Source organism: Mycobacterium sp. 852002-30065_SCH5024008 (genome assembly GCF_001665645.1).
Lineage (GTDB): Bacteria > Actinomycetota > Actinomycetes > Mycobacteriales > Mycobacteriaceae > Mycobacterium > Mycobacterium paraffinicum.
This window is the reverse complement of sequence record NZ_LZSZ01000111.1, coordinates 35,639-53,540: the sequence shown is the minus strand read 5'-3', so window position 1 is coordinate 53,540 and position 17,902 is coordinate 35,639. Positions and strand designations below refer to the sequence as shown.

The window sequence follows — 17,902 nt, the reverse complement described above, 5'->3', positions numbered from 1 at the left end:
ACCGCATGGCGCCCCGGCGCCGCCCAAGTGGCCCCGGGAGCGGCGCCGGCCGGTTAGCATCGGCGTTCGTGGCGCCCGACACTTCGATTGATCCGCCCATTCCCGTTCCGGACATTCCCGGTGCATTCAAGGGCGCTGACGTACCGCTCGACGTCGGCGGATTGCCCCCGAATTCCGCGTTGTCCCCCCGCCAGCGCATGGTAGTCGAGGGCTCCGCCATCGGCGACCTCGCCCTGCGCACCTGGGTGTCGTCGCTGCTTACCGCGACGGTGGCCCCGGCCGTACTCGCCGCTTCCCTGCGGCACACCGATACCGGCGCCGAGCGCGCGAACCTGAACTTCTATGCCGAGCTGGGCGCGCAGCGCGACCCGATGAAGTCGTTTCCCGCGCCGACCGAACCGCCGCGGGTCACGTCACGACCGGCCAGCCCGCTGACCGAGTGGGTCGCCGGCGGCACGGTGGAAAACATCGCGTTCGAAAGCAGCTTCACGGCCATCAACCCCGCGATGCGCGAGCAGTGGGGCGCGTGGAAGTCCAACAACACCGTGCGCGCGCAGCACTGGCGCCACGACGACGGGCCGCGTCCCACGCTGTGTGTCATCCACGGCTTCATGGGGTCGTCGTATCTGGCCAACGGGCGGTTCTTCGCGCTGCCGTGGTACTACCGGTCCGGTTACGACGTCCTGATGTATACCCTGCCGTTTCACGGCAAGCGCGCCGAAAGGCTTTCGCCGTTCAGCGGTTTCGGCTATTTCGCCGGCGGTCTCAGCGGTTTCGCGGAGTCGATGGCTCAGGCCGTGCACGACTTCCGGTCCATCGTCGATTACCTGCGCGGCACCGGCGTCGACCGTATCGCGCTGACCGGGATATCGCTGGGTGGTTACACCTCGGCGCTGGTGGCCTCGGTCGACGACCGGCTCGAGGCCGTCATCCCGAACTGTCCCGTCGTCACCCCGGCGACTCTGTTCGACGAATGGTTTCCGGCCAACAAACTCGTGCGGCTGGGGCTGCGGTTGTCGCACATCAGCCGCGCGGAGTTATGGGACGGCCTGTCCTACCACTGCCCGCTGACCTATCGGCCGCTGCTGGACAAGGACAGGCGGATGATCATCACCGGGCTCGGCGATCGGATGGCGCCGCCGGATCATGCCGTCAAGCTGTGGGAACATTGGGATCATTGTGCGCTGCACTGGTTTCCGGGCAGCCACGTGCTACACGTCAGCCAGCTGGACTATCTGCGCCGGATGACCGCGTTCCTGCAGACCGTTATGTTCTAACGGGTTCGGTCGACGGTGCCTCGTCCGGCAGCGTCGGCCAGTCCAGCTCCGCCAGCAGGGCCGCTGGGGCATCGGTGTGCCCGTCCAGCCGCCGCGTGGACAACAGATCCAGCGCCTCGAGCGCCAGCCGGTGATTGCCGCGCTGCGGGATCAGCCCGGACACCGGCACGGTCCGCTCCGGTGGCGTGGCGGTCAGGAAGGCACACGCGGCCGCAACGGTGTTGTGGATCCCGTCGCCGGCGATCTCCATCGCCATGCACGTCTCCCGCGCCGGATAAGCCCGGATCGACTCCAGGGTCTCGGCCAACTCACCGTTGACCTTAACCTGGTATGCCGCAAGGTAATCCGATGCGCCGCGCTGTACCGCGGACCACGTCTCGCGGGGGTTGGAGGTGAGCAACCGCGGGACGTCGTCGGGCGCGACGCTGCTGACTTCCCAGCCGAGCTCCCGCAGGTGGTCAGCCAGCCGGCGCGCCGCCACCTGTGCGGTCTCATCCAACGGGATGCGCGCGGAGCGGGCGCGCAGCGCGGCCAGGTTGTCGGTGGCCGATATCGTGAGCCCGATCCACGTCTCGCGCCTGGACGCATCGGATGCGTTGTCGCGACTGGTGATCCGGACCTTGTCCGCGCGGATGCCGTAACGGTCCAGGTAGCGGGCGATCAAGGGCAGCGGCAGTGCATCGGCCGCGTCGCCACCCGGCGCCCCGACCCGCAGCAGCGCGGTTGTCGCGGTGGCAGAAGCGGATTCGGGTGCGGTCACCTCGCCGCGTCCCATGATCGCCAGCCGGCGGCGCAGCAGCGTGGTGAAATACAAACCGCGCCAGCAGCCGAACAGCACGAGCACGACGACCGCGGCGATGCCGAGCAGCCAGTAATCGCGCGGCGACCGCCAGGGGTAGGCCATCACCGCCGGGACGACGGCCAGCAACGCCAGCGTGATTCGGCCGGGTCCGGGGATGGGTGTCCAGCGCTGCAGGCTCACGGGGTGGGGTCCTTTCGTCGGCGGGTGGCGGTGGCGGCGACCGCGCCCGCGACTGCGACAAGCACAGCCAGCGCGGCGGTTCCGGCCAGCGCCACGGTCCGCGGGGTGGTGTCCTTGGGCGCGGGTGCCGGCGGGACGGCGACCGGCTTGACCGGCGCCGCTGGAGCCTGATTGCCTACGGGCAGTTGCCAGGTCAAGGCCGCCACCGGGTCCACGCTGCCGGTACCGACGACGTTGGACGGCGCCCGGGCGCCATTGTGCGCAGTCGCGGTGATGCGATGCACGATCTGTGTGGCGTTGAGGTCGGGGTACTTGCTGCGGACCAGCGCCGCGACGCCGGCCACATAGCCGGCCGCATAGCTGGTGCCGCTCATGGCCACCTCTTGCTGATGCTCATCGGGCAGCCCGTTGGCCAGGCCGCCGCCGTCGGCGTTGCCGACCGACACGATCCGTTCGCCCGGCGCCGCGATGCCCACCCACGGCCCGGCCATGGTGAACTTCGACGGCTGCCCGTCCGGTGTCAGGGAGGCCACCGACAGCACGTACGGCTGCCACACGGACGGGATGGAGATCGAGGTGACACCGGCCCAGTTGCGCGGATCGTCCGGGTGGCTCAGGTCGGTGAGCGGGTTGGACTCGCAGGACGTGCCGCCGGCGACCGATCCGGTCGGACCGGTGTTGCCGGCGGCGGCCACGATCACCGCGTCCTTCTCCACCGCGGCGTAGCGAATCGCAGCGCCGAGGGCGGCCTGGTCGACGGGCCGGTCGGCGGGCAGGCAAGTGAGCGTGGAGATGTCGATCACCCGGGCGCCGAGGTCGGCCGCGTGCACGATCGCGCGGCTCAGGGTGGCGACGTCCGACGACGCCCGCGCCATCAGGGGGTCGCCGCCGGGGGTGCGGGGTGAGTACTTGGCCGACGTCGTCCTGATCGACACCACGCGCGCCGCGGGCGCCACACCGGCAAAACCGTCGTCGCCGGGCTGGCCGGCGATGAGGCCGGCCACGAGGGTGCCGTGGCCGTCGCAGTCGGTCAGGCCGTCGGTCGTCTCGACGAAGTCACCACCCGGATCGACGTTGGGCAGCCGCGGACCCGGCCGCACCCCCGTGTCGAGCACGGCCACCACCTGGCCGTCACCACGCGAGAATTGCCATGCCCCAGACAGATTCAGCGTCGCCTGGCTGGGCGTGACGGCCGCGGGATCGCTGCCGGGGATGACCCCGGAGACGCTGCACGGGCCGCGCTGCTCCATTGGCTGCACGGGGCCGGGGGCCCCGCTCGGCGGCGGGACGCCCGGATCGACCTTCGGCTGATCGATGGCCAACGCCGACGGACACGTCCACAGCACGACCGCCGAAGCCGCCGCGAGACAGGCCGATCCGGACCGAATCATCGATTGAGTATCCAGGTGAAGATGCCGACCAGGTAGGCCATGACGGGGATGAGTGACGCGTCGAGCCCGGCCGCGACGAAGCCCACCAGCCGGCGCACCGGAAGCGAATAGCTCTCCGGCTCGGCGATGCGCGGGTTGAGGGCCACCACTATCCACACCACGGCCAGCACGACGAGCACCAGCGCCGCACCAAGGGCGGCGCCGAAGCGCCCGGTCGCGGTGTAGAGCACCAGCAGGACGCCCCCGGCCAGGTAGGGCTGCGCGAGCAGCCACGCCTTGCACGCGGCCGAATCCCATACCCGGGCGCGCAGGACGGATGTTGCCGCCGTGGCGCCCAAGACGTACCAGCCCACGCCGCTCAGCGCCTCGGGGCGCAGTGCGATCGCCACCGAGCCCAGGACACTGAGCAGCACTGCGGCAGCGATGAATCCGTTCTGATGGGCATCGCTGATCCGCACCCGCCGCGGCAGATCCTCGAGCACCCGCAACGAGGGGGCCGAGGGGGTGGGGTCGCCGGGCGCCGGGATGACCGGCAGCGGGAAGCGCGCCCACAGCGCCGAGAGCTGAGCCGCCTCGACGGTGACCAGCAGCGCCGCGACGATCAGCCCGCAGCCGATGGCGAGCGGCCGCAGGTGCCAGAGCACCCCGGCGCCGGCGGCCAGCAGCACCCCCGCTCCCACCACCGCGGTCGCGGTGAAGAATCCGACGATGCGCTCCCGCTCCGCGCTGGGCACCATCAGGGCGATCAGCGACCATGCGGTCACGCCGGCCGCGGCGAGCATGATGTGCGCAGCTCCGAACCGTCCGGGCACCGCCAATGCCAGCGCGGCACCGATCGGCACCAGCGCGGCGATCGCGCACGCCGTCCCGGTGCGCGGCGAGCGCGCCGCGACCAGCAAGCCGACGATCGCGGTCACCGCCGCGACCGCGCTGACCGCGACCAGCCCGGCCAGCGCGCCGGTGGCGACGCGATAGGTGACCGAGAGTCCGGTGGCCAGGAACGCGACGGCGATCACCGCAGCCAGCGCGCCACGCTGGATATGCGTTGCGCCCCAAGGCTTGCGCCGTGAGTTCGAGAAGATCATGGCGGCGTCGGCGATGTCCTCGACGATGCCGGGAGCCGCCTGCCCGACGGGCACGGGCTGCAGCGCCAGCAGATCACCGTCCACGACCCCGACGGTGTCCAGGCTGGCGTCCAGGCTGAACGGCGCGCCGCCGATCGGGGCGAGACTCAGTTGGGTCGCCGCGCCGAGGTCGGCCGTCCCTCGGGCGGTGTCGTCGGAGTCGCCGTTCGCTGTCGCGGGAACCACCAAACGCTGGACGGCGGGCAGGATTTCCCGCAGCGGCAGCTCGGCGGGCAACGCCATTTCCGTCAGCCTGCTGTCCGCGAGGATTGCCACGCGGACGATCGGCATCACGGCGCCGGACGTCACCGGACCCTCGAAACACGCTGGGGCCATACCTGAAACATCGTTGCTCTCTTCTCTAGTGGAATTTCGTCAATTGGGGGTTATGCGTGTTGTGCAGTGAAATCTCTGGCCAACCGGTGGCCGGAGAACCATTCGGAGTCCGGCAGTAACGCGGTCAGCTGTTCAAGCGCGAGGGCGATCGCGAAGGGTGTGCCGGGGGCGAAGGTCGACACCCACTCGCCGTCGAATGCGCGGGACGGGCTGACCAGGACCCGCCCCGCGGCCGCGTCGACGATGCTCATCCCCACCTCGGTGGTGGCGTGCCGCCCGTCGCGATGGCAGCCGGCGACGATTTCGACGTAGCTGCGCGGCCCGTTGAACACCGACTCCACCACCTGCCGCGCCGGCTGCGGGATACCAAGGTAGTCAACGACTTCGGCCAGGGAGGCACCCGAACGCAGCCGCTCGTCGGCCCGCGCACCGACCCGCGTCGGCATGCTGAACTCGTCGAATCGGGCCGGCGGTTGCTGCGCGAGCCCGACGCCGAGGACCGGAACCAACGCACGCGGGTCGTCGATGTCCATGGCGGTGAACGTGATCAGCTGCGCGCTGCGCAGCGCCACGATCGTCCTGGCGGTCGTTGCAGAGCGCTGCGCCACGATGCCGCGCAGCAGCTCCCCGGTGCCGGTGTCCTTTGCGGGGCCCACGTAGCGCAGGTCGAGCCATCGCTCCGGGAAGCACACCACTCTGATCCAGTCGGCCACCGCCGGGTGGACGACTCCACCCTCCGATACCAGACCCAACTGGGTCAGCTCGGCCTTCTGACGCTCGAGAAACGCGTGGCGTTGCGCGGCATCGCTATAGGGCGAGGTGATCGCGAGTACCCACGGGAAGCTACCCGCCCCAATGGTTTCCGCTATGAACCACGCGTGATCGACCGTAAGTTCGACGGCGTTCGGCTCAGTGTTCATGAAACAAGGATTAACCGCCCCATTTGGCGGCTTCGGCCTGGTCCCGGGCGAGCATGGACATGGTGTTGGATTCGTGGGTGCTGGCCATCGCCTGGTAGGCCCGCACCAGGCTCTCCATGGCCTGGTTCCACTGGGCCTGCCACGCCTGGTAGGTCATACCGGTGTCGCCCTGCCAGGCGTTCGACAGCGTTGCCTGCTCGCTGGCGATGTCCGAACCGAGCCCCTGCAGCGTGCCGGCGTAGCCGGACATGTCGGCGGCGTGGCTCAACATCGCCGGGTAGTTGTACATGATCTGGGACATGACAAGTCCTTTCGCGGTTGGTGGCGTCTGAAGCGGCTGGATCAGAAGGCGGTGTAGCCGGAAGCGGCGGCGGCGTCGGCGGCCACGTAGGTGCCCGCTGCGTCGCCGAGGTTGGCCTGTGCGATGTCCAGCAGGGTGTTGACCCGGGCGGCGGCTTCGACGAAGCGGGCGTGCGCGGCCTGGAACGCGGCCGAAGACTCGCCCTGGTGGAACGCCTGCGCCGACATCGCTTCCTGCTCGGCCTGGCTGATGGTGCTGCGCATCAGGGCCGCCTTGGCGCTGAATGCCGATTGCGCGGCCACCAACTGCGGAATATGAGCGTCCAACATACTCATGTTGATTCCTTTCTGTTCGGTCTCAAGGGGTTTCGCTGACTGACGAGCATGGTGCTGACTGCGTTAGCCCCCTTCCCTCGGCTCGGTCGGATGCCCCGGGTCTCGGTCCGCCTCGTGGTCCCAGGTGCCGGGCATCATCGGTATTCTTGGGCCGCCGCCGAATTCGCCGTCGGTGAGCTTGGTCAATCCGGCCGGGCGGAAGGTGTTCTCCTTGCGCGCGGTTCCCGCGAAGCCCAGCGTTCCGGCCCCCGCGCCCGATGCCACCGCCGCGGCCAGGCGCTCCTCGTCGCCGTAGTCCGGTGGTATGCCGATGTCGGACTCCATATCCAGGTATTCGTCGCCGTGGTCGCGCATTGCGGCGCGCCGGCGCCGCCGCGCACGCGCTTCGGCCCGGCTGGCCGCCGCCGCGCCGGCCGCGGGGATGGTCGCCGCCGGCGCCTTGGCACCTCCGCGACCGCCCACCTTCGGGCCGATGGCGGGGTCCGGGTCGCCGCCGTAGGCGACCAGGTAAGCGAGGGTGCTCGGTGCCGGCGCCGCGGCGGGTGCGGGAGCCGCACCGGAGCCCGCGGCAACCGAACTGGCCGGGGCACCAGCGGGACTCGCGACCGTCGGGGCCAGCGCAACCGCCGGTAGCGACGACGCCGGCCTGGTCGACGTCACGAGCGGTGTCGCGGCGGCGCCGGCCGCCACCGGCGCGATTTCGGCGGGCGCGGAAAGCAAGGAACTCAGGCCGATTCCGAGCAGCAGCGGGATGAGGAAGGGTGCGGTCAGGATCGCACCCCAGGTCGGCCAGCCGACGGCGTTGAAGAACACCTGGTAGGCAACGAAGAAAAGCAGTGGACCGTTGGCGGCCAGAAACGCCGGCAGGTTCGAGAAGAAGTTTTGCAGCATCTGCTGGATGTTCTGGAAGAAGTCCTGCAGGAACTTGGACAACTGCTGGATGAGGTTCTGCCACCAATCCCCGGGCGTGTTCTGCGAGGCGTCGGCCGCGAGACTGTTGGCCTCACCGCCCGGACGCACGATCGACGGCGCCGGGGCGCTGCGCGGCGCGGCGGCGAGCGCCGCCCCCGAGGTGGCCTGATAAGCGCCCATCACGGTGGCGGCCTGGACCCACATCCGCGCATAGTCGGCCTCGTTGAGCGCGATTGGAATCGTATTGACACCAAAGAAGTTCGTCGCCACCAACACCCCGTGCACGGCGTGGTTGGCGGCCAGCTCCCCCAGCGTCGGCATCGCCGTCAGGGCGGCCGTATACGCCGCCGCCGCGATCTCGTGTTGCATGGCCACGCCCGCGCTGTCGGCACTGGCCTGCTGCAGCCACGCCAGATACGGCGCGTGCGCGGCCGCGTACTGCTCGGCGCTGGGCCCCTCCCACGCCCCCGCCTGGGTCTCCCCCAGTACCCCGGTGAGTTCGGCCGCCGCCGTTGCGTATTCGGTGCTCAGCGCGGTCCACGCGCCCGCGGCCGCCAGCAGCGGCCCCGGTCCAGGACCGGCGCTCAGCAGCGTCGAATGCACCTCGGGCGGCGAGGCCATCCAAACGGGGGCAACGGGCGACGTCATTTCTCAGGCGCCCGCGAACCCGTACGTCGCGGCGGCCGAGGTGTCTCCGGCGAGATAGCTGGCGCCGGCTTCGCCGACGCCCACGCCGGCGCGGCCGAGCTCTTCCACGCCCTGGGCGGCGACCGCGGCGTGCTCCTGGCCCTGCGCACTGAACCCGACGGCCGTCTGCAGCGACACCGGATCCACCGCCGGCGGTACCACCGCGGTGATGGCCGGAGCGGCCGCCGCATGGGCGGCCGCCAGCCGCGCCGTCAGCGCCTCCACCGCGGCGCTGGTCGCGGCCAGGCCCTCGGGAACCACTCGCAACGTCATGACTCTCCCCTTACTGTTGCGTTTCACCAAACATCGCGGCCTCACCCACCAACGGATTGACCAACTGCACGTACGTCGGACTATCGCTGTCGCCCAACAAGATCGCCCGCCCGGCCGGCAACCGGCCGAATCGCTGACCCCGGATCTTGCCGCTGTCCTGCGGATTGCCCGCCAGCATCAGCGTGGTCGCCTGCAGGTCGTTGAAGCGGCGCAGCAGCGGGTTGGTCATCAGGGCGTGCCCGGATCCGGTGGCCCGCGCCGTGACGATCACCCGCAGGCCCAAATCGGCCGCCTGCGAAAGGATCCCGATCAGCGGGGACCACGGCCGCTGCCCGATGTAGGGGCCGCTCATCGCCGGCGAGTCCGGTATCTGGTCGACGTCGTCGATGATCAGGTAGTGGGTGTGCCCCGCGTAGGTCCAGCGGGCCAGCTCACCGGGCGACAACCCCGCCGGAGGGCGCCGCGACTCGATGATGTTGGCCAACCCCAGCATCGCCGGGATGATCCGGTCGATGTTGGCGGTGTACTCGTTGTCGGCGAACAACGGCTCGTCGACCAGGTGCAGCCGCCGGTCCAGCACGGTGAACGCGACCTGGTCGGCCGTGGAGTTCTCGCGGATGGTGCGAATGATGTTGCGCAGCAACGTGGTCTTGCCCGACTTGCTGTCGCCGAACACCATCAGCAGCGGCTCGTCGGCGAAGTTGACGACGACGGGTGCGAGATCGTCCTCGCGCTGGCCGATGACCACCTGCTCCGGGCCGCGGTAGAGCGCACCGACCGCCTCGGGGGCGAGGTTGGTCGGCAACAGACGCACCGGCGGCGCGGCCACGCCCGGGTGACGGGCGTTGAGCGCGGCAATCTGGTCCAGCTCCGGCGCGGCGAACAGGAAGTGCTCGGCGGCCATCGTCAAGCCGCGGCCCGGCTGGTCGTGCGGCACGGATTCCGCGGGGCGCCGCAGCGCGCCGACGAGCCGGACGTTGCTGTCCCGCGGATCGTGCAGCTTGAGCTCGAGGCGCAGTCCGAGGCCGTCACGCATCGCCAGCGGCACCTCGAGCCAGCTCGGGGTGGTGATCACGACGTGGATACCGTAGGCGAGCCCGATGTTGACCAACTCGCTTACCTTGGCCAGCAAGGGATTACGGGTGTTGAACTGGTCGGTGTTGTCCCGGCCGAACGCGTACAGGTTGTCGATGACCAGGAACACCTCGCCGTACCCGTCGTCGGGGGCGGCGCCGTGCCGGTCGCGGAACACCTCGCGCCGCTGCCGCGACAGCAGCAACTGCTCCAGCTCCCCGAAGGTGCGCCGGATGCGTTCGGGTTCCAGTGCGGAGGCCACGCTGCCGACGTGCGCCAGGTCTTCCAGCGCCCGCAGCTTGCCGCCGCCGTAGTCCAGGCAGTAGAACGTGACGTCGCGTGGCGAGTGCAGGCTGGCCGCCGACAGGATGAACGTCTGCAGCGCAGTCGATTTCCCGGACTTCGGGCCGCCGTGGATCACCATGTTTGCCGCCGACGAGGTGGCGTCGAACATCAGCGGGTCGCGGCGCATCTCGAAGGGTTTGTCGATCTCACCGAGCGGCCACTGCCACTGGCGCTGTGGCACCCCGGCGCGCGCCAGCACGGCGGTCAGCGGGATCGGCTCATCCAGCGGCGGCAGCCACAGCTGTGGTGCACGCGGGCCGTAGCGCGCCAACTGGTCGCCGATGGTGGCGATCAGCTTGCGCGGCGGTCCGGTGAATTCCTCGTCGTCGGCCGCCGAGATCACCGTGTCCTGATCCGGCTCGACTCGCCCGGCCGTGAACAGCTTGGGCTCCGGGGTTGCGTGCACCACAAAGGCTTTGGCCTTCTGCGGCGGATCGTAGATGCCGTCGACGTAGGTGCTGCGGAACTTGATCGGGGTCGCGCCCGGGGCGGGCACCAGGAAGCCCACGCCCTTGTGCTCCTTGCCCGATTCGATGTGGTACGCGTCCTCCACGCCGATGATCTGGCGGGAAACACTGGGGCTGGCCACCTTCAACCCGATGCGGTAGGAGGTGTTCTTGTCGATGTCCTTGATCTTGCCCACGTCCAGCGTCTGCGACGCGAACAGGATGTGGATGCGGAACGAGCGGCCCTTGCGCGCCACGTAATCGAACAACTCCGCGTATTCCGGGTGATCGGCCAGCATCAGGGTGAACTCGTCGGCGACCACGAACAGCGTCGGGATCGGCGGAAGATCTTCGGCGCCCGGCGCACCCGAATTTTGCGCGTCCTCGTACTCCACCACCGAGTTGAACGCGCTGCCCTGCACGCGGCGTCCGGCCTCACGCAGCAGCGTTTCGCGGCGGGCGACCTCCCCGCGCAAGGTGTCGGCGAACCGGTCGGCCAGCGACTTCTTCTCGGCCATGTTGGAGATCACCGCGACGACCTGCGGGAAATGGCGGAAACTGTCGGCACCGGCTTCGCCCTTGAAGTCGGCGTAGATCACGATCAGCCGGTCCGCCGAGTGAGTTGTCAACAGCGACAACAGGATCGACATCAGGGTCTGGGACTTTCCGGAGCCCGTCATACCGATCATCAGGCCGTGCGGGCCCATCCCGCCCTCGGCTTCGTCCTTCAGGTCGAAGAACAGCGGCTCGCCCGTCGCGGTGACGCCGATGGGTACGCGCAACTCGTCTTCGCGTTGGCGCGGCGCCCAAAGTGTGGGCACGTCCAGCCGCGAGGCGTCCGGGATGCCCAGCAGCGTGGTGAAGGTCGCACCGCGGGTGGCCGCCGAGCGCAACCCGGTGTGGGTCGGGTTGGAGTCCCAGCGCGACAGTTGGCGCGCCAGATGGGCGGCCTCGTCGGCGCCGAGCAGGTCGGCGTCGTCGATATAGGGCTGCCAGCCGCCGGTCTGCCAGCGCTCGATGGCGCCCGCCGGGCTGCCCCCGCCGACACGCAGGATCGGCTTCTCCGGATCCGAATACTGCTCGCGGTGCGGCGGTGTCGCGGAGCGGTGCACGACGGTGACGCCCGCCCGGCCCAGCGCCAACGTCGAGGTGTTCAGGTCGAAGTCGGGGTCGTCCACCACGATGACCAGATGCCGCAGCGCGTCGGCGGGCTCCCCGGTGAACGCCGGGCGGTCGACGAACGCGGGGCCCAGCAGCAGGACGAGCTCGTCGGGGTTGGTCGTCAGGAAACGGGCCGGGCCGACGCCGTCGAGCTCTCCCGGAACATCGGTGTGCGGAAGCCATTTCAGCCAGGACCAGTCCGGGCTCTCCAGGTCGCGGGTGACCAGCGCCACCCCCAGCACCGTCGGGTCGTGCCACGTCACGGCCTGGGCGATCCAGGCGCGCATCGCCGCCCGCGCGTCTTCCGCCTCACCCAGCACCGTGATCCGCGAGACCTTCGTCAGGTCGATTCCGGTCGGCACGTCCCGCACGATGCGGTGGGTGTCGAGCAGGCTGCGTAATGCGCTGTGCGACACCGGCTCCAGGTCGATTTCGTCCGCGGTGTCGTTCACCCGCAGCGCGGTGCTCAGCGGTACGTGGTGGCGGCCGGCCCGCAGCACCAGGAAGTCCGGGTCGTGCGGGTCACGCTCCCACTGCCGGCGCGATCCGGGCACGCTCGCCAGGGCGGTCGGTTCGGGGTGCGACCACTCGGCCGCCGCCCGCTGCTGGGCGGCCTGGGTGCGGATGTTGTCGCGGACCACCGACAGGTAGCGCAGGTAGTCGGCGCGTTCGGCGTCGACCTCCTCGGTGCGCGTCTTGTTGTCGTTGCCGCGGTACATCGCGGTGGCCGCGAGCAGCAGCACGAACGGGAAGAACAGCGTCTGCGGGGAGATCAGCCGCATCCCGGTGGCGAACAGGGCGACGACCATGCCCACGATCAGGATCACCAGCACATAGGGCATCGCCCGGCGCAGGAACGACGGCGGGATCACCCGCGGCAGCTCGGGGGGCGCCTCGATGTTGATGGTGCCCTTGCGGGTAACCGGGGGCGCCAGCCGGCGGCGGGCTTCGAAGATGAGTCGGCTCATCGGGGCGCTCCCTCTGCTGATGCCACGCGGCCGGGCTTGTTGTCGGGTGCCAGCCCGTCGTGCGCCAGCAGCGCGTCGGCGCGCGACAGCGCCGGGCCGCTGGCGAACAGTGCCAGCACCGACCATGGGACGGGCACCGCCGGCTCCGTCAGGCCAAGGGCCTCAACCGTTTTGCCACGCCCGGCGGCCGAGTTCTCCGCCTCGTTGTCGATGCCGTAGCGAACCCCGGTGTCGGACACCCAGAACAGCGACCCGGTGCCGGGCGCGCCTGCGCCGCCGGTGACGGTCTGGGCGAAGTAGCCGGTGCCCGGCGCCAGGGCGACGCGGGTGGCGGTTGCCGGGGAGGCGCCGACCAGGTCGACGGTGCGGATCGATTCGGGCACCGGCAGCGCGGAGCCGGACAACAGGCTCAGCGAGCTGGTGGCGGCGCCGGCAGGCTTACTCCAGTAGGCGCAGGTGACGGGGTCCTTGGCCGCGTCGACCAGGGTGACCTGCTGGTCGGGGTAGCGCGAGGTGTCCAGCATCCGGGACACCGGCAGCTTGGCGACCGCGTCGGCACCCAGCCGCGGCGGTTGGTCCAGGCCGTAGGAGTTGGTGTTGCGCAGGATCGCCGCGAGCACCGGGGAGATGGGCTGCAGGCCGTCCGGCAACACCGCGTAGTAGCGCGCCGCGCCCGACGAATTCTGGTCCAGCGCATAGGAAACCACGACCGCCCCGATCGGCGCCGGCACGCTGAAGCCGGCCGGCGAACCGGCGTTCGGGATGCCCGGCGCCGCAAGTGGCGGCGCTTCGGGGATCGCGTTGAACAGCCCCAGCGCGATGGGCCGCGGCGCGGGCACGTCGGAGTTGTTCAGGCCCAAGCCAAGTGCGTTGGTGACCGCGTGGTCGGCCAGGTTGATCTGGCTGCGCCTGCCGTCCCAGAGCAGCCAGGTGCTGTTGCCGCTATCGACCAGGATCGCCTGTTTGGCATCGATTTTGGCCGCCCGCGCGCCGCCGCTGTCGGGGCGGCCCGCGATCACCGTGACACCCGTGCTGTGCACGGCGCGCGACGTGCCGCCGATGCCGTCGCACACGGTCCAGTTGGCGTCGCGAGTGGTGTTTTGCACCATGCGTTCTGGCGCGCCGGGAATGCCGATCAGGTTGCCACGCGGAAAGCGGTCCAGCTCAGTGCTTTTCACCGTCGCGGGATTCACCGGCTTCCCGACGATCAGGCGGGCCGACGTCAGGTTGAGCACCGGGTGCAGCTGGTCGCCCACCCGTACGTATAGGGCGGCGGTCGATCGATCGGCGAGCACCGCGTTGGTCCCCGCGGTCCCATTGGGCCGAATGAGCGAGAACACGAAGCAGCCCGCCAAGCCGGTGGCGAGCAGGACCACGCCCATCAGCACCGCGCGCGACTGGGTGCGCAGCGGGTCGACGAGCATCCTGGTGTCGTGCAAGGCGATGCCGGAAGCGATGCGCCGCATCACGAAGCGCCAGCCGGTGACCTGGTGGCGGGTGACGAAACCGCGGCGGTACTCGACCTGGTCGGGATTGTCGTTGACCGGGGTCCGCGAGGCGAATGAACGCCGGTCGTCGGCTTCAGGATTCGTCATGCCGGCACCGACAGCCCGAGGCCACGCAACAACGGCTCCACCGAGTTCTCGACGTCTTGGTCGGTTATCGTCATCAGCTCCTCGTCACTGAATTCCCCGGTCCCGGCGTGATCCGAATGGTCGAGCCGGAATTCTCGTTCTTCCTCGGAGCGTTCGACGATGTTGCGGACGAATCGACCGTTACCGGCGATGTCCAAGTTGCGCCGCGAGATTCCGTTGGCGTCCGGCGTCGACTCGGTGGCCAGCCTGGTGAACAACGCCTCCATGTGGTCGAGCGCGGCCTGTTCGAAGACGCTGTCGCGCTGTTCGGCCATCTTGGTCGCGATCTCGACGAGCTCCGACGGTGCGTAGGAAGGGAAGTCGATGTTGCGGGTGAACCGGGAACGCAAGCCCTCGTTGGTGTCCAGGAACTTGTCGAGGTCGGCCCGGTATCCGGCGATGATGACCACCAGCCGGTCGCGATCGTTCTCCATCCGCGCCAGCAGGGTATCGATGGCGACCAGCCCGAAGTCGTTCTTGGCGCCCGTGGCCACCAGGGCGTAGGCCTCGTCGAGGAAGAGCACCCCGTCCAGCGCGCTGTCGATGATCGCGTTGGTCTTGGCCTCGGTCTCACCGATGTGCTGACCGATCAGGTCGGCACGGTGTACCTCTCGGATGTTCTCCCGCTTCAAAAGCCCAAGGCCGCAGTAGATCTTGGCGACCACACGGGCGATGGTGGTCTTACCGGTGCCGGGCGGCCCGGCGAAGACGAGGTGGTGGGCGCGCTGCGCGACGGCCAGCCCACGCTGCTTGCGCACGAGCTCCATGGCGACCGAGCTCTTCAGCCGGGACACCTGGTTCTTGACCTCGTCCAGACCGATGAATTCGGCGAGCTGGAGTTCGGCCTCGTGCAGCAGCACGGACTTGCGCTCGTGGGCCGCCGGGTCGACGAAGTCCTCCGCGCTTGGCTCGGTGTCCGGATCCCAGGGGTCGGTGCGCGCCTCGATCCGGGCCGCGGTGGTGGTCACGATCCCAAAGCTGGTGTCGGACAGGGCCTGTTCGATCTGGTCGTTTTCCGGATGGGCCGCGTAGAGGTCCTGCAGCACTTCACTCGCCGAATCCTCGTCGACGTGCGCGCGCAGCACGAGCGCCTTGGCGAGCGCCCCGTCGACCGCCGCGACCACGACGGGACCGTCGGGCTCCTCGAGGTACGACAGCGCCGGGGCGAACATGCCCAGCCGCGCCAGCGCGGTGCCCAGCGCGATCTTGGCCGCGTGGGAGAAGGCCTCGTCGAGCTCGGCGTCGTTGACGACCGGCGTCAACAACTTGACGACGTCCGACCACCGCTCGGCGCGGTAGTTGATGACGACGTCGACCCATCGGGCTTCGCGCCAATTGGGGCGGCGCGCGGTCAGGCCGGTGACGATCTGGTCGGCCTCGGCGAACCGGCCGGCCGTGGCCAGGGCCGCCGCGTAGGCAAGGTGGAAGTCGTCGGGGGTGGCGGCACGGAACTGCAGATACAGCCCGGTGTCGTAGCGGAACCCGAGCGCCCCGGGCGTCAGGTCCACCTTGCGCTGCAACGTGCCCGCCGTGGTCGCGGTCTGCGACACCGCCTCCAGAACCCGGAGGGACACGTCACCGGCGGCCGCCAGCCCGGTCCAGGCGTCGCACTGGTCGTGGGCGATGCGGGTCAGCGCGGTGAAGCCGGACCGCGCGGCGGTGAGGTCGGCCGGGCGCTGGCGTTGGTACACGGAGATGCCGAGCGCGCGGCAGCAGGTGGCGAAGCGGCTGACGACGTCGCCGTCAACCCTGACGTCCGCTCGGGAATTGACGGGTTGAGCGGCGAGCACGCCGATGTCACCGAGTTCCACGGCCACGTCTTTCCATTTGTGTAGCCTCCCCTAACTTGACCCGCCTGAAGTTAGCATTGCATAAGCTAAGTGTCGAGGCGCGCGTGCCCGTCCGACTCACCACACCACTCCCAGTTCAATACCGCTAATGAGGATGCTAACCAGCGAAATCAGCCGCATTTTCGGTCTATCTGCAGCCGCAGCAGGTTGGCAGGCCGTTGTCAGCGCCTTCTAAGCGGCCGAGCTTATCGAAAATCATTTTCATTATCAATCCGAAGGTCCCCCGCCGCGCCGGTCGCCGGACAAGCCAATAGTCGTACGCCGTAGGTGAAAAGTTCCGGTCCCGAGCAAGCCGATCCGGGCTCCGCTAGTCCGGCTCCCAGGAGCCCGGCAACATGGGCAGCGTCGGGCCGCCGCCGAACTCGTCGCCGGCCAGCGTCGCCAGGCCCGCCGCGTCGGCGCCGCCCTTGCGCGCCGTTCCGGCGAAACCCAGCGGCCCGGCGCCGCGATCCGATGCGACCGACCACCCCGCGTCGTCGAGCGGATCGCCCGCTGAGTCGGTATCCGGATCCAGGTCCACGAACTCGTAGCCGCGGTAGCGATCTTTCATCGGCGCCCGCCGGCGCCGGCGGGCCCGCTGCGCTTCCCGTGCCGACGACGCCGCCGCCGCCGCGGCGGCGGCCGAATCGGGCTCCGGTGCCTTGCGTCGCGCGCGGGCGCTCGTGCCCGTGCCGGAGCCCACGGTCGGACCGCCGACGATGTACGGAAAGGCGGCGCCACCGACACCGGCGGACGGCGGCGGTGGGGCTGCGGTTGCCGGCGCCGAGGCCGACGCGGGTGACGGGGCCGACGTCGGGGCCGAAGACGGCGCTGGCGCCGTAGCCGGGGCAGCGCTCGCGACGACCGGAGCGCCGCTGACGACGGGCGCATTGGGTGCCGGGGCCAACGCCACCGGTGCCGGCGCGGCGACGGGAGCTGGGGCCGGCTGGATTCCGGCCATCAGACTTAAGCCCGCTACGCCCCCCGCAAATCCGGCCGGCATGATGAACGGAACGGCAGCAAGTTGCGGGAACGCCTGAAGGGCCTCGCCCACGTGGGTGAACTCGTCAGCGATGAGTCCGGCAGGCCCGAAAATGTCTTGTAGCAAATCCTCTATTGCGTCGGCCGGGTCCGTGGGAAACTCCGCTAAATCTCTGGCTATAGTCTGGAAAATCTCGGTGAATCGGTTGATCCACCAGCTCAGCTGGTACGGGTTACCGCCGTCGTTGTCGACGATTCCGTCGTCGTCACTGTCTTGGCCGCTGTCGGTGGCCTGCACGATTTGTGGCGCGGGGTCGGTCTGCGGTGTCGATGCCACCGCAGCGGTCGAGACCGCCTGGTACGTGGACATCGTGGTGGCCGCCTGGACCCACATCCGCGCGTAGTCCGCCTCGTTGACCGCGATCGGAATCGTGTTGACGCCGAAGAAGTTCGTCGCCACCAAGGCGCCGTGAATCGTGTGGTTGGCGGCCAGCTCGGGCAGCGTCGGCATGGCAGCCAGCGCCGCCGTGTAGGCCGTGGCCGCGGTCTCATGCCTGGCGGCGGCCGCCGCGCTGTCGGTGCTGGCCCGCATCAGCCAGGCCAGGTAGGGCGCGTGGGCGGCCGCGTACTGCTCGGCGGTGGGCCCCTCCCACGCCCCGGCCTGCGTCGCGGCCAGGGTCGCGGACAGCTCGTCCGCCGCCGACGCGTAGGTCGTGCTCAGCGAACTCCACGCCGCCGAGGCGGCCAGCAGGCCCGCCGGGCCGGGACCGCTGCTCAGCTGAGCAGAATGGACCTCCGGGGGGAAAGCCATCCAGACCGGCGCGGTCATCCTCGGCTACCAGCCGAGCTATCGATCAATGCACGTAGCGCCATGCCGGGACTCCTCGCCGGGCTGAGAGCGACGTCGTCCGGGCTGTTGGGCGACG

Annotated in this window: 13 protein-coding genes; 1 reads left to right on the top strand and 12 read right to left on the bottom strand. The window is 69.7% G+C overall.

Features of this window, described 5'->3' with window-relative positions; all coding sequences use genetic code 11:
• Nucleotides 1-68: 68 nt before the first annotated feature.
• Nucleotides 69-1,277 carry an alpha/beta hydrolase gene (locus tag A5781_RS15535; RefSeq protein ID WP_067207744.1) on the top strand — a complete coding sequence of 403 codons (1,209 nt, stop codon included), beginning with the start codon at nucleotides 69-71 and terminating at the stop codon, nucleotides 1,275-1,277.
• On the opposite strand, the gene eccE is transcribed toward A5781_RS15535, so the two are convergent.
• The 12 genes from eccE to A5781_RS15475 form a co-directional block, all read right to left on the bottom strand.
• Nucleotides 1,267-2,259 (bottom strand): type VII secretion protein EccE, encoded by a 993-nt coding sequence (gene eccE / locus A5781_RS15530; RefSeq protein ID WP_067207740.1) that lies wholly within the window; start codon nucleotides 2,257-2,259, stop codon nucleotides 1,267-1,269. The genes A5781_RS15535 and eccE overlap by 11 nt on opposite strands.
• Complete coding sequence (gene mycP, locus A5781_RS15525) at nucleotides 2,256-3,650, bottom strand: type VII secretion-associated serine protease mycosin (protein WP_067207736.1); 1,395 nt, start codon at nucleotides 3,648-3,650, stop codon at nucleotides 2,256-2,258. The genes eccE and mycP overlap by 4 nt, the downstream gene beginning before the upstream one ends.
• Entirely contained in the window at nucleotides 3,647-5,110 is a 1,464-nt protein-coding gene (gene eccD, locus A5781_RS15520; protein ID WP_156624682.1) for a type VII secretion integral membrane protein EccD, read from the bottom strand. The genes mycP and eccD overlap by 4 nt, the downstream gene beginning before the upstream one ends.
• A 50-nt stretch (nucleotides 5,111-5,160) precedes the next feature.
• Nucleotides 5,161-6,030, bottom strand: coding sequence for an ESX secretion-associated protein EspG (locus A5781_RS15515; RefSeq protein ID WP_067207729.1), 870 nt, complete (start codon nucleotides 6,028-6,030; stop codon nucleotides 5,161-5,163).
• A gap of 10 nt (nucleotides 6,031-6,040) precedes the next feature.
• On the bottom strand, nucleotides 6,041-6,331 hold the full coding sequence (locus A5781_RS15510; RefSeq protein WP_066947446.1) for a WXG100 family type VII secretion target: 291 nt from the start codon (nucleotides 6,329-6,331) through the stop codon (nucleotides 6,041-6,043).
• A gap of 41 nt (nucleotides 6,332-6,372) precedes the next feature.
• Nucleotides 6,373-6,666, bottom strand: coding sequence for a type VII secretion system protein EsxG (gene esxG, locus A5781_RS15505; protein WP_066947442.1), 294 nt, complete (start codon nucleotides 6,664-6,666; stop codon nucleotides 6,373-6,375).
• A 63-nt stretch (nucleotides 6,667-6,729) separates the two neighbouring features.
• On the bottom strand, nucleotides 6,730-8,226 hold the full coding sequence (locus A5781_RS15500) for a PPE family protein (RefSeq protein ID WP_067207725.1): 1,497 nt from the start codon (nucleotides 8,224-8,226) through the stop codon (nucleotides 6,730-6,732).
• 3 nt (nucleotides 8,227-8,229) lie between these two features.
• Nucleotides 8,230-8,538: a PE family protein gene (locus A5781_RS15495; RefSeq protein WP_067207722.1), complete on the bottom strand. Its 309-nt coding sequence runs from the start codon at nucleotides 8,536-8,538 to the stop codon at nucleotides 8,230-8,232.
• 10 nt (nucleotides 8,539-8,548) lie between these two features.
• Nucleotides 8,549-12,532: a type VII secretion protein EccCa gene (gene eccCa, locus A5781_RS15490; RefSeq protein ID WP_067207718.1), complete on the bottom strand. Its 3,984-nt coding sequence runs from the start codon at nucleotides 12,530-12,532 to the stop codon at nucleotides 8,549-8,551.
• Entirely contained in the window at nucleotides 12,529-14,127 is a 1,599-nt protein-coding gene (eccB, locus tag A5781_RS15485; protein ID WP_067207714.1) for a type VII secretion protein EccB, read from the bottom strand. Before eccB ends, eccCa begins: the two co-directional genes overlap by 4 nt.
• Nucleotides 14,124-15,977: a type VII secretion AAA-ATPase EccA gene (gene eccA / locus A5781_RS15480; protein WP_067207796.1), complete on the bottom strand. Its 1,854-nt coding sequence runs from the start codon at nucleotides 15,975-15,977 to the stop codon at nucleotides 14,124-14,126. Before eccA ends, eccB begins: the two co-directional genes overlap by 4 nt.
• A 346-nt stretch (nucleotides 15,978-16,323) precedes the next feature.
• A complete protein-coding gene (locus A5781_RS15475) occupies nucleotides 16,324-17,805 on the bottom strand; it encodes a PPE family protein (RefSeq protein WP_067207711.1) in 1,482 nt (493 codons plus the stop codon).
• Nucleotides 17,806-17,902 lie beyond the last annotated feature (97 nt).

Coding starts and splice junctions, on each gene's coding strand:
- mycP (WP_067207736.1), bottom strand. CDS start 3,650: ATGATTCGGTCCGGATCGGCCTGTCTCGCGGCGGCTTCGGCGGTCGTG.
- eccD (WP_156624682.1), bottom strand. CDS start 5,110: ATGGCCCCAGCGTGTTTCGAGGGTCCGGTGACGTCCGGCGCCGTGATG.
- A5781_RS15515 (WP_067207729.1), bottom strand. CDS start 6,030: ATGAACACTGAGCCGAACGCCGTCGAACTTACGGTCGATCACGCGTGG.
- A5781_RS15510 (WP_066947446.1), bottom strand. CDS start 6,331: ATGTCCCAGATCATGTACAACTACCCGGCGATGTTGAGCCACGCCGCC.
- esxG (WP_066947442.1), bottom strand. CDS start 6,666: ATGAGTATGTTGGACGCTCATATTCCGCAGTTGGTGGCCGCGCAATCG.
- A5781_RS15500 (WP_067207725.1), bottom strand. CDS start 8,226: ATGACGTCGCCCGTTGCCCCCGTTTGGATGGCCTCGCCGCCCGAGGTG.
- A5781_RS15495 (WP_067207722.1), bottom strand. CDS start 8,538: ATGACGTTGCGAGTGGTTCCCGAGGGCCTGGCCGCGACCAGCGCCGCG.
- eccCa (WP_067207718.1), bottom strand. CDS start 12,532: ATGAGCCGACTCATCTTCGAAGCCCGCCGCCGGCTGGCGCCCCCGGTT.
- eccB (WP_067207714.1), bottom strand. CDS start 14,127: ATGACGAATCCTGAAGCCGACGACCGGCGTTCATTCGCCTCGCGGACC.
- A5781_RS15475 (WP_067207711.1), bottom strand. CDS start 17,805: ATGACCGCGCCGGTCTGGATGGCTTTCCCCCCGGAGGTCCATTCTGCT.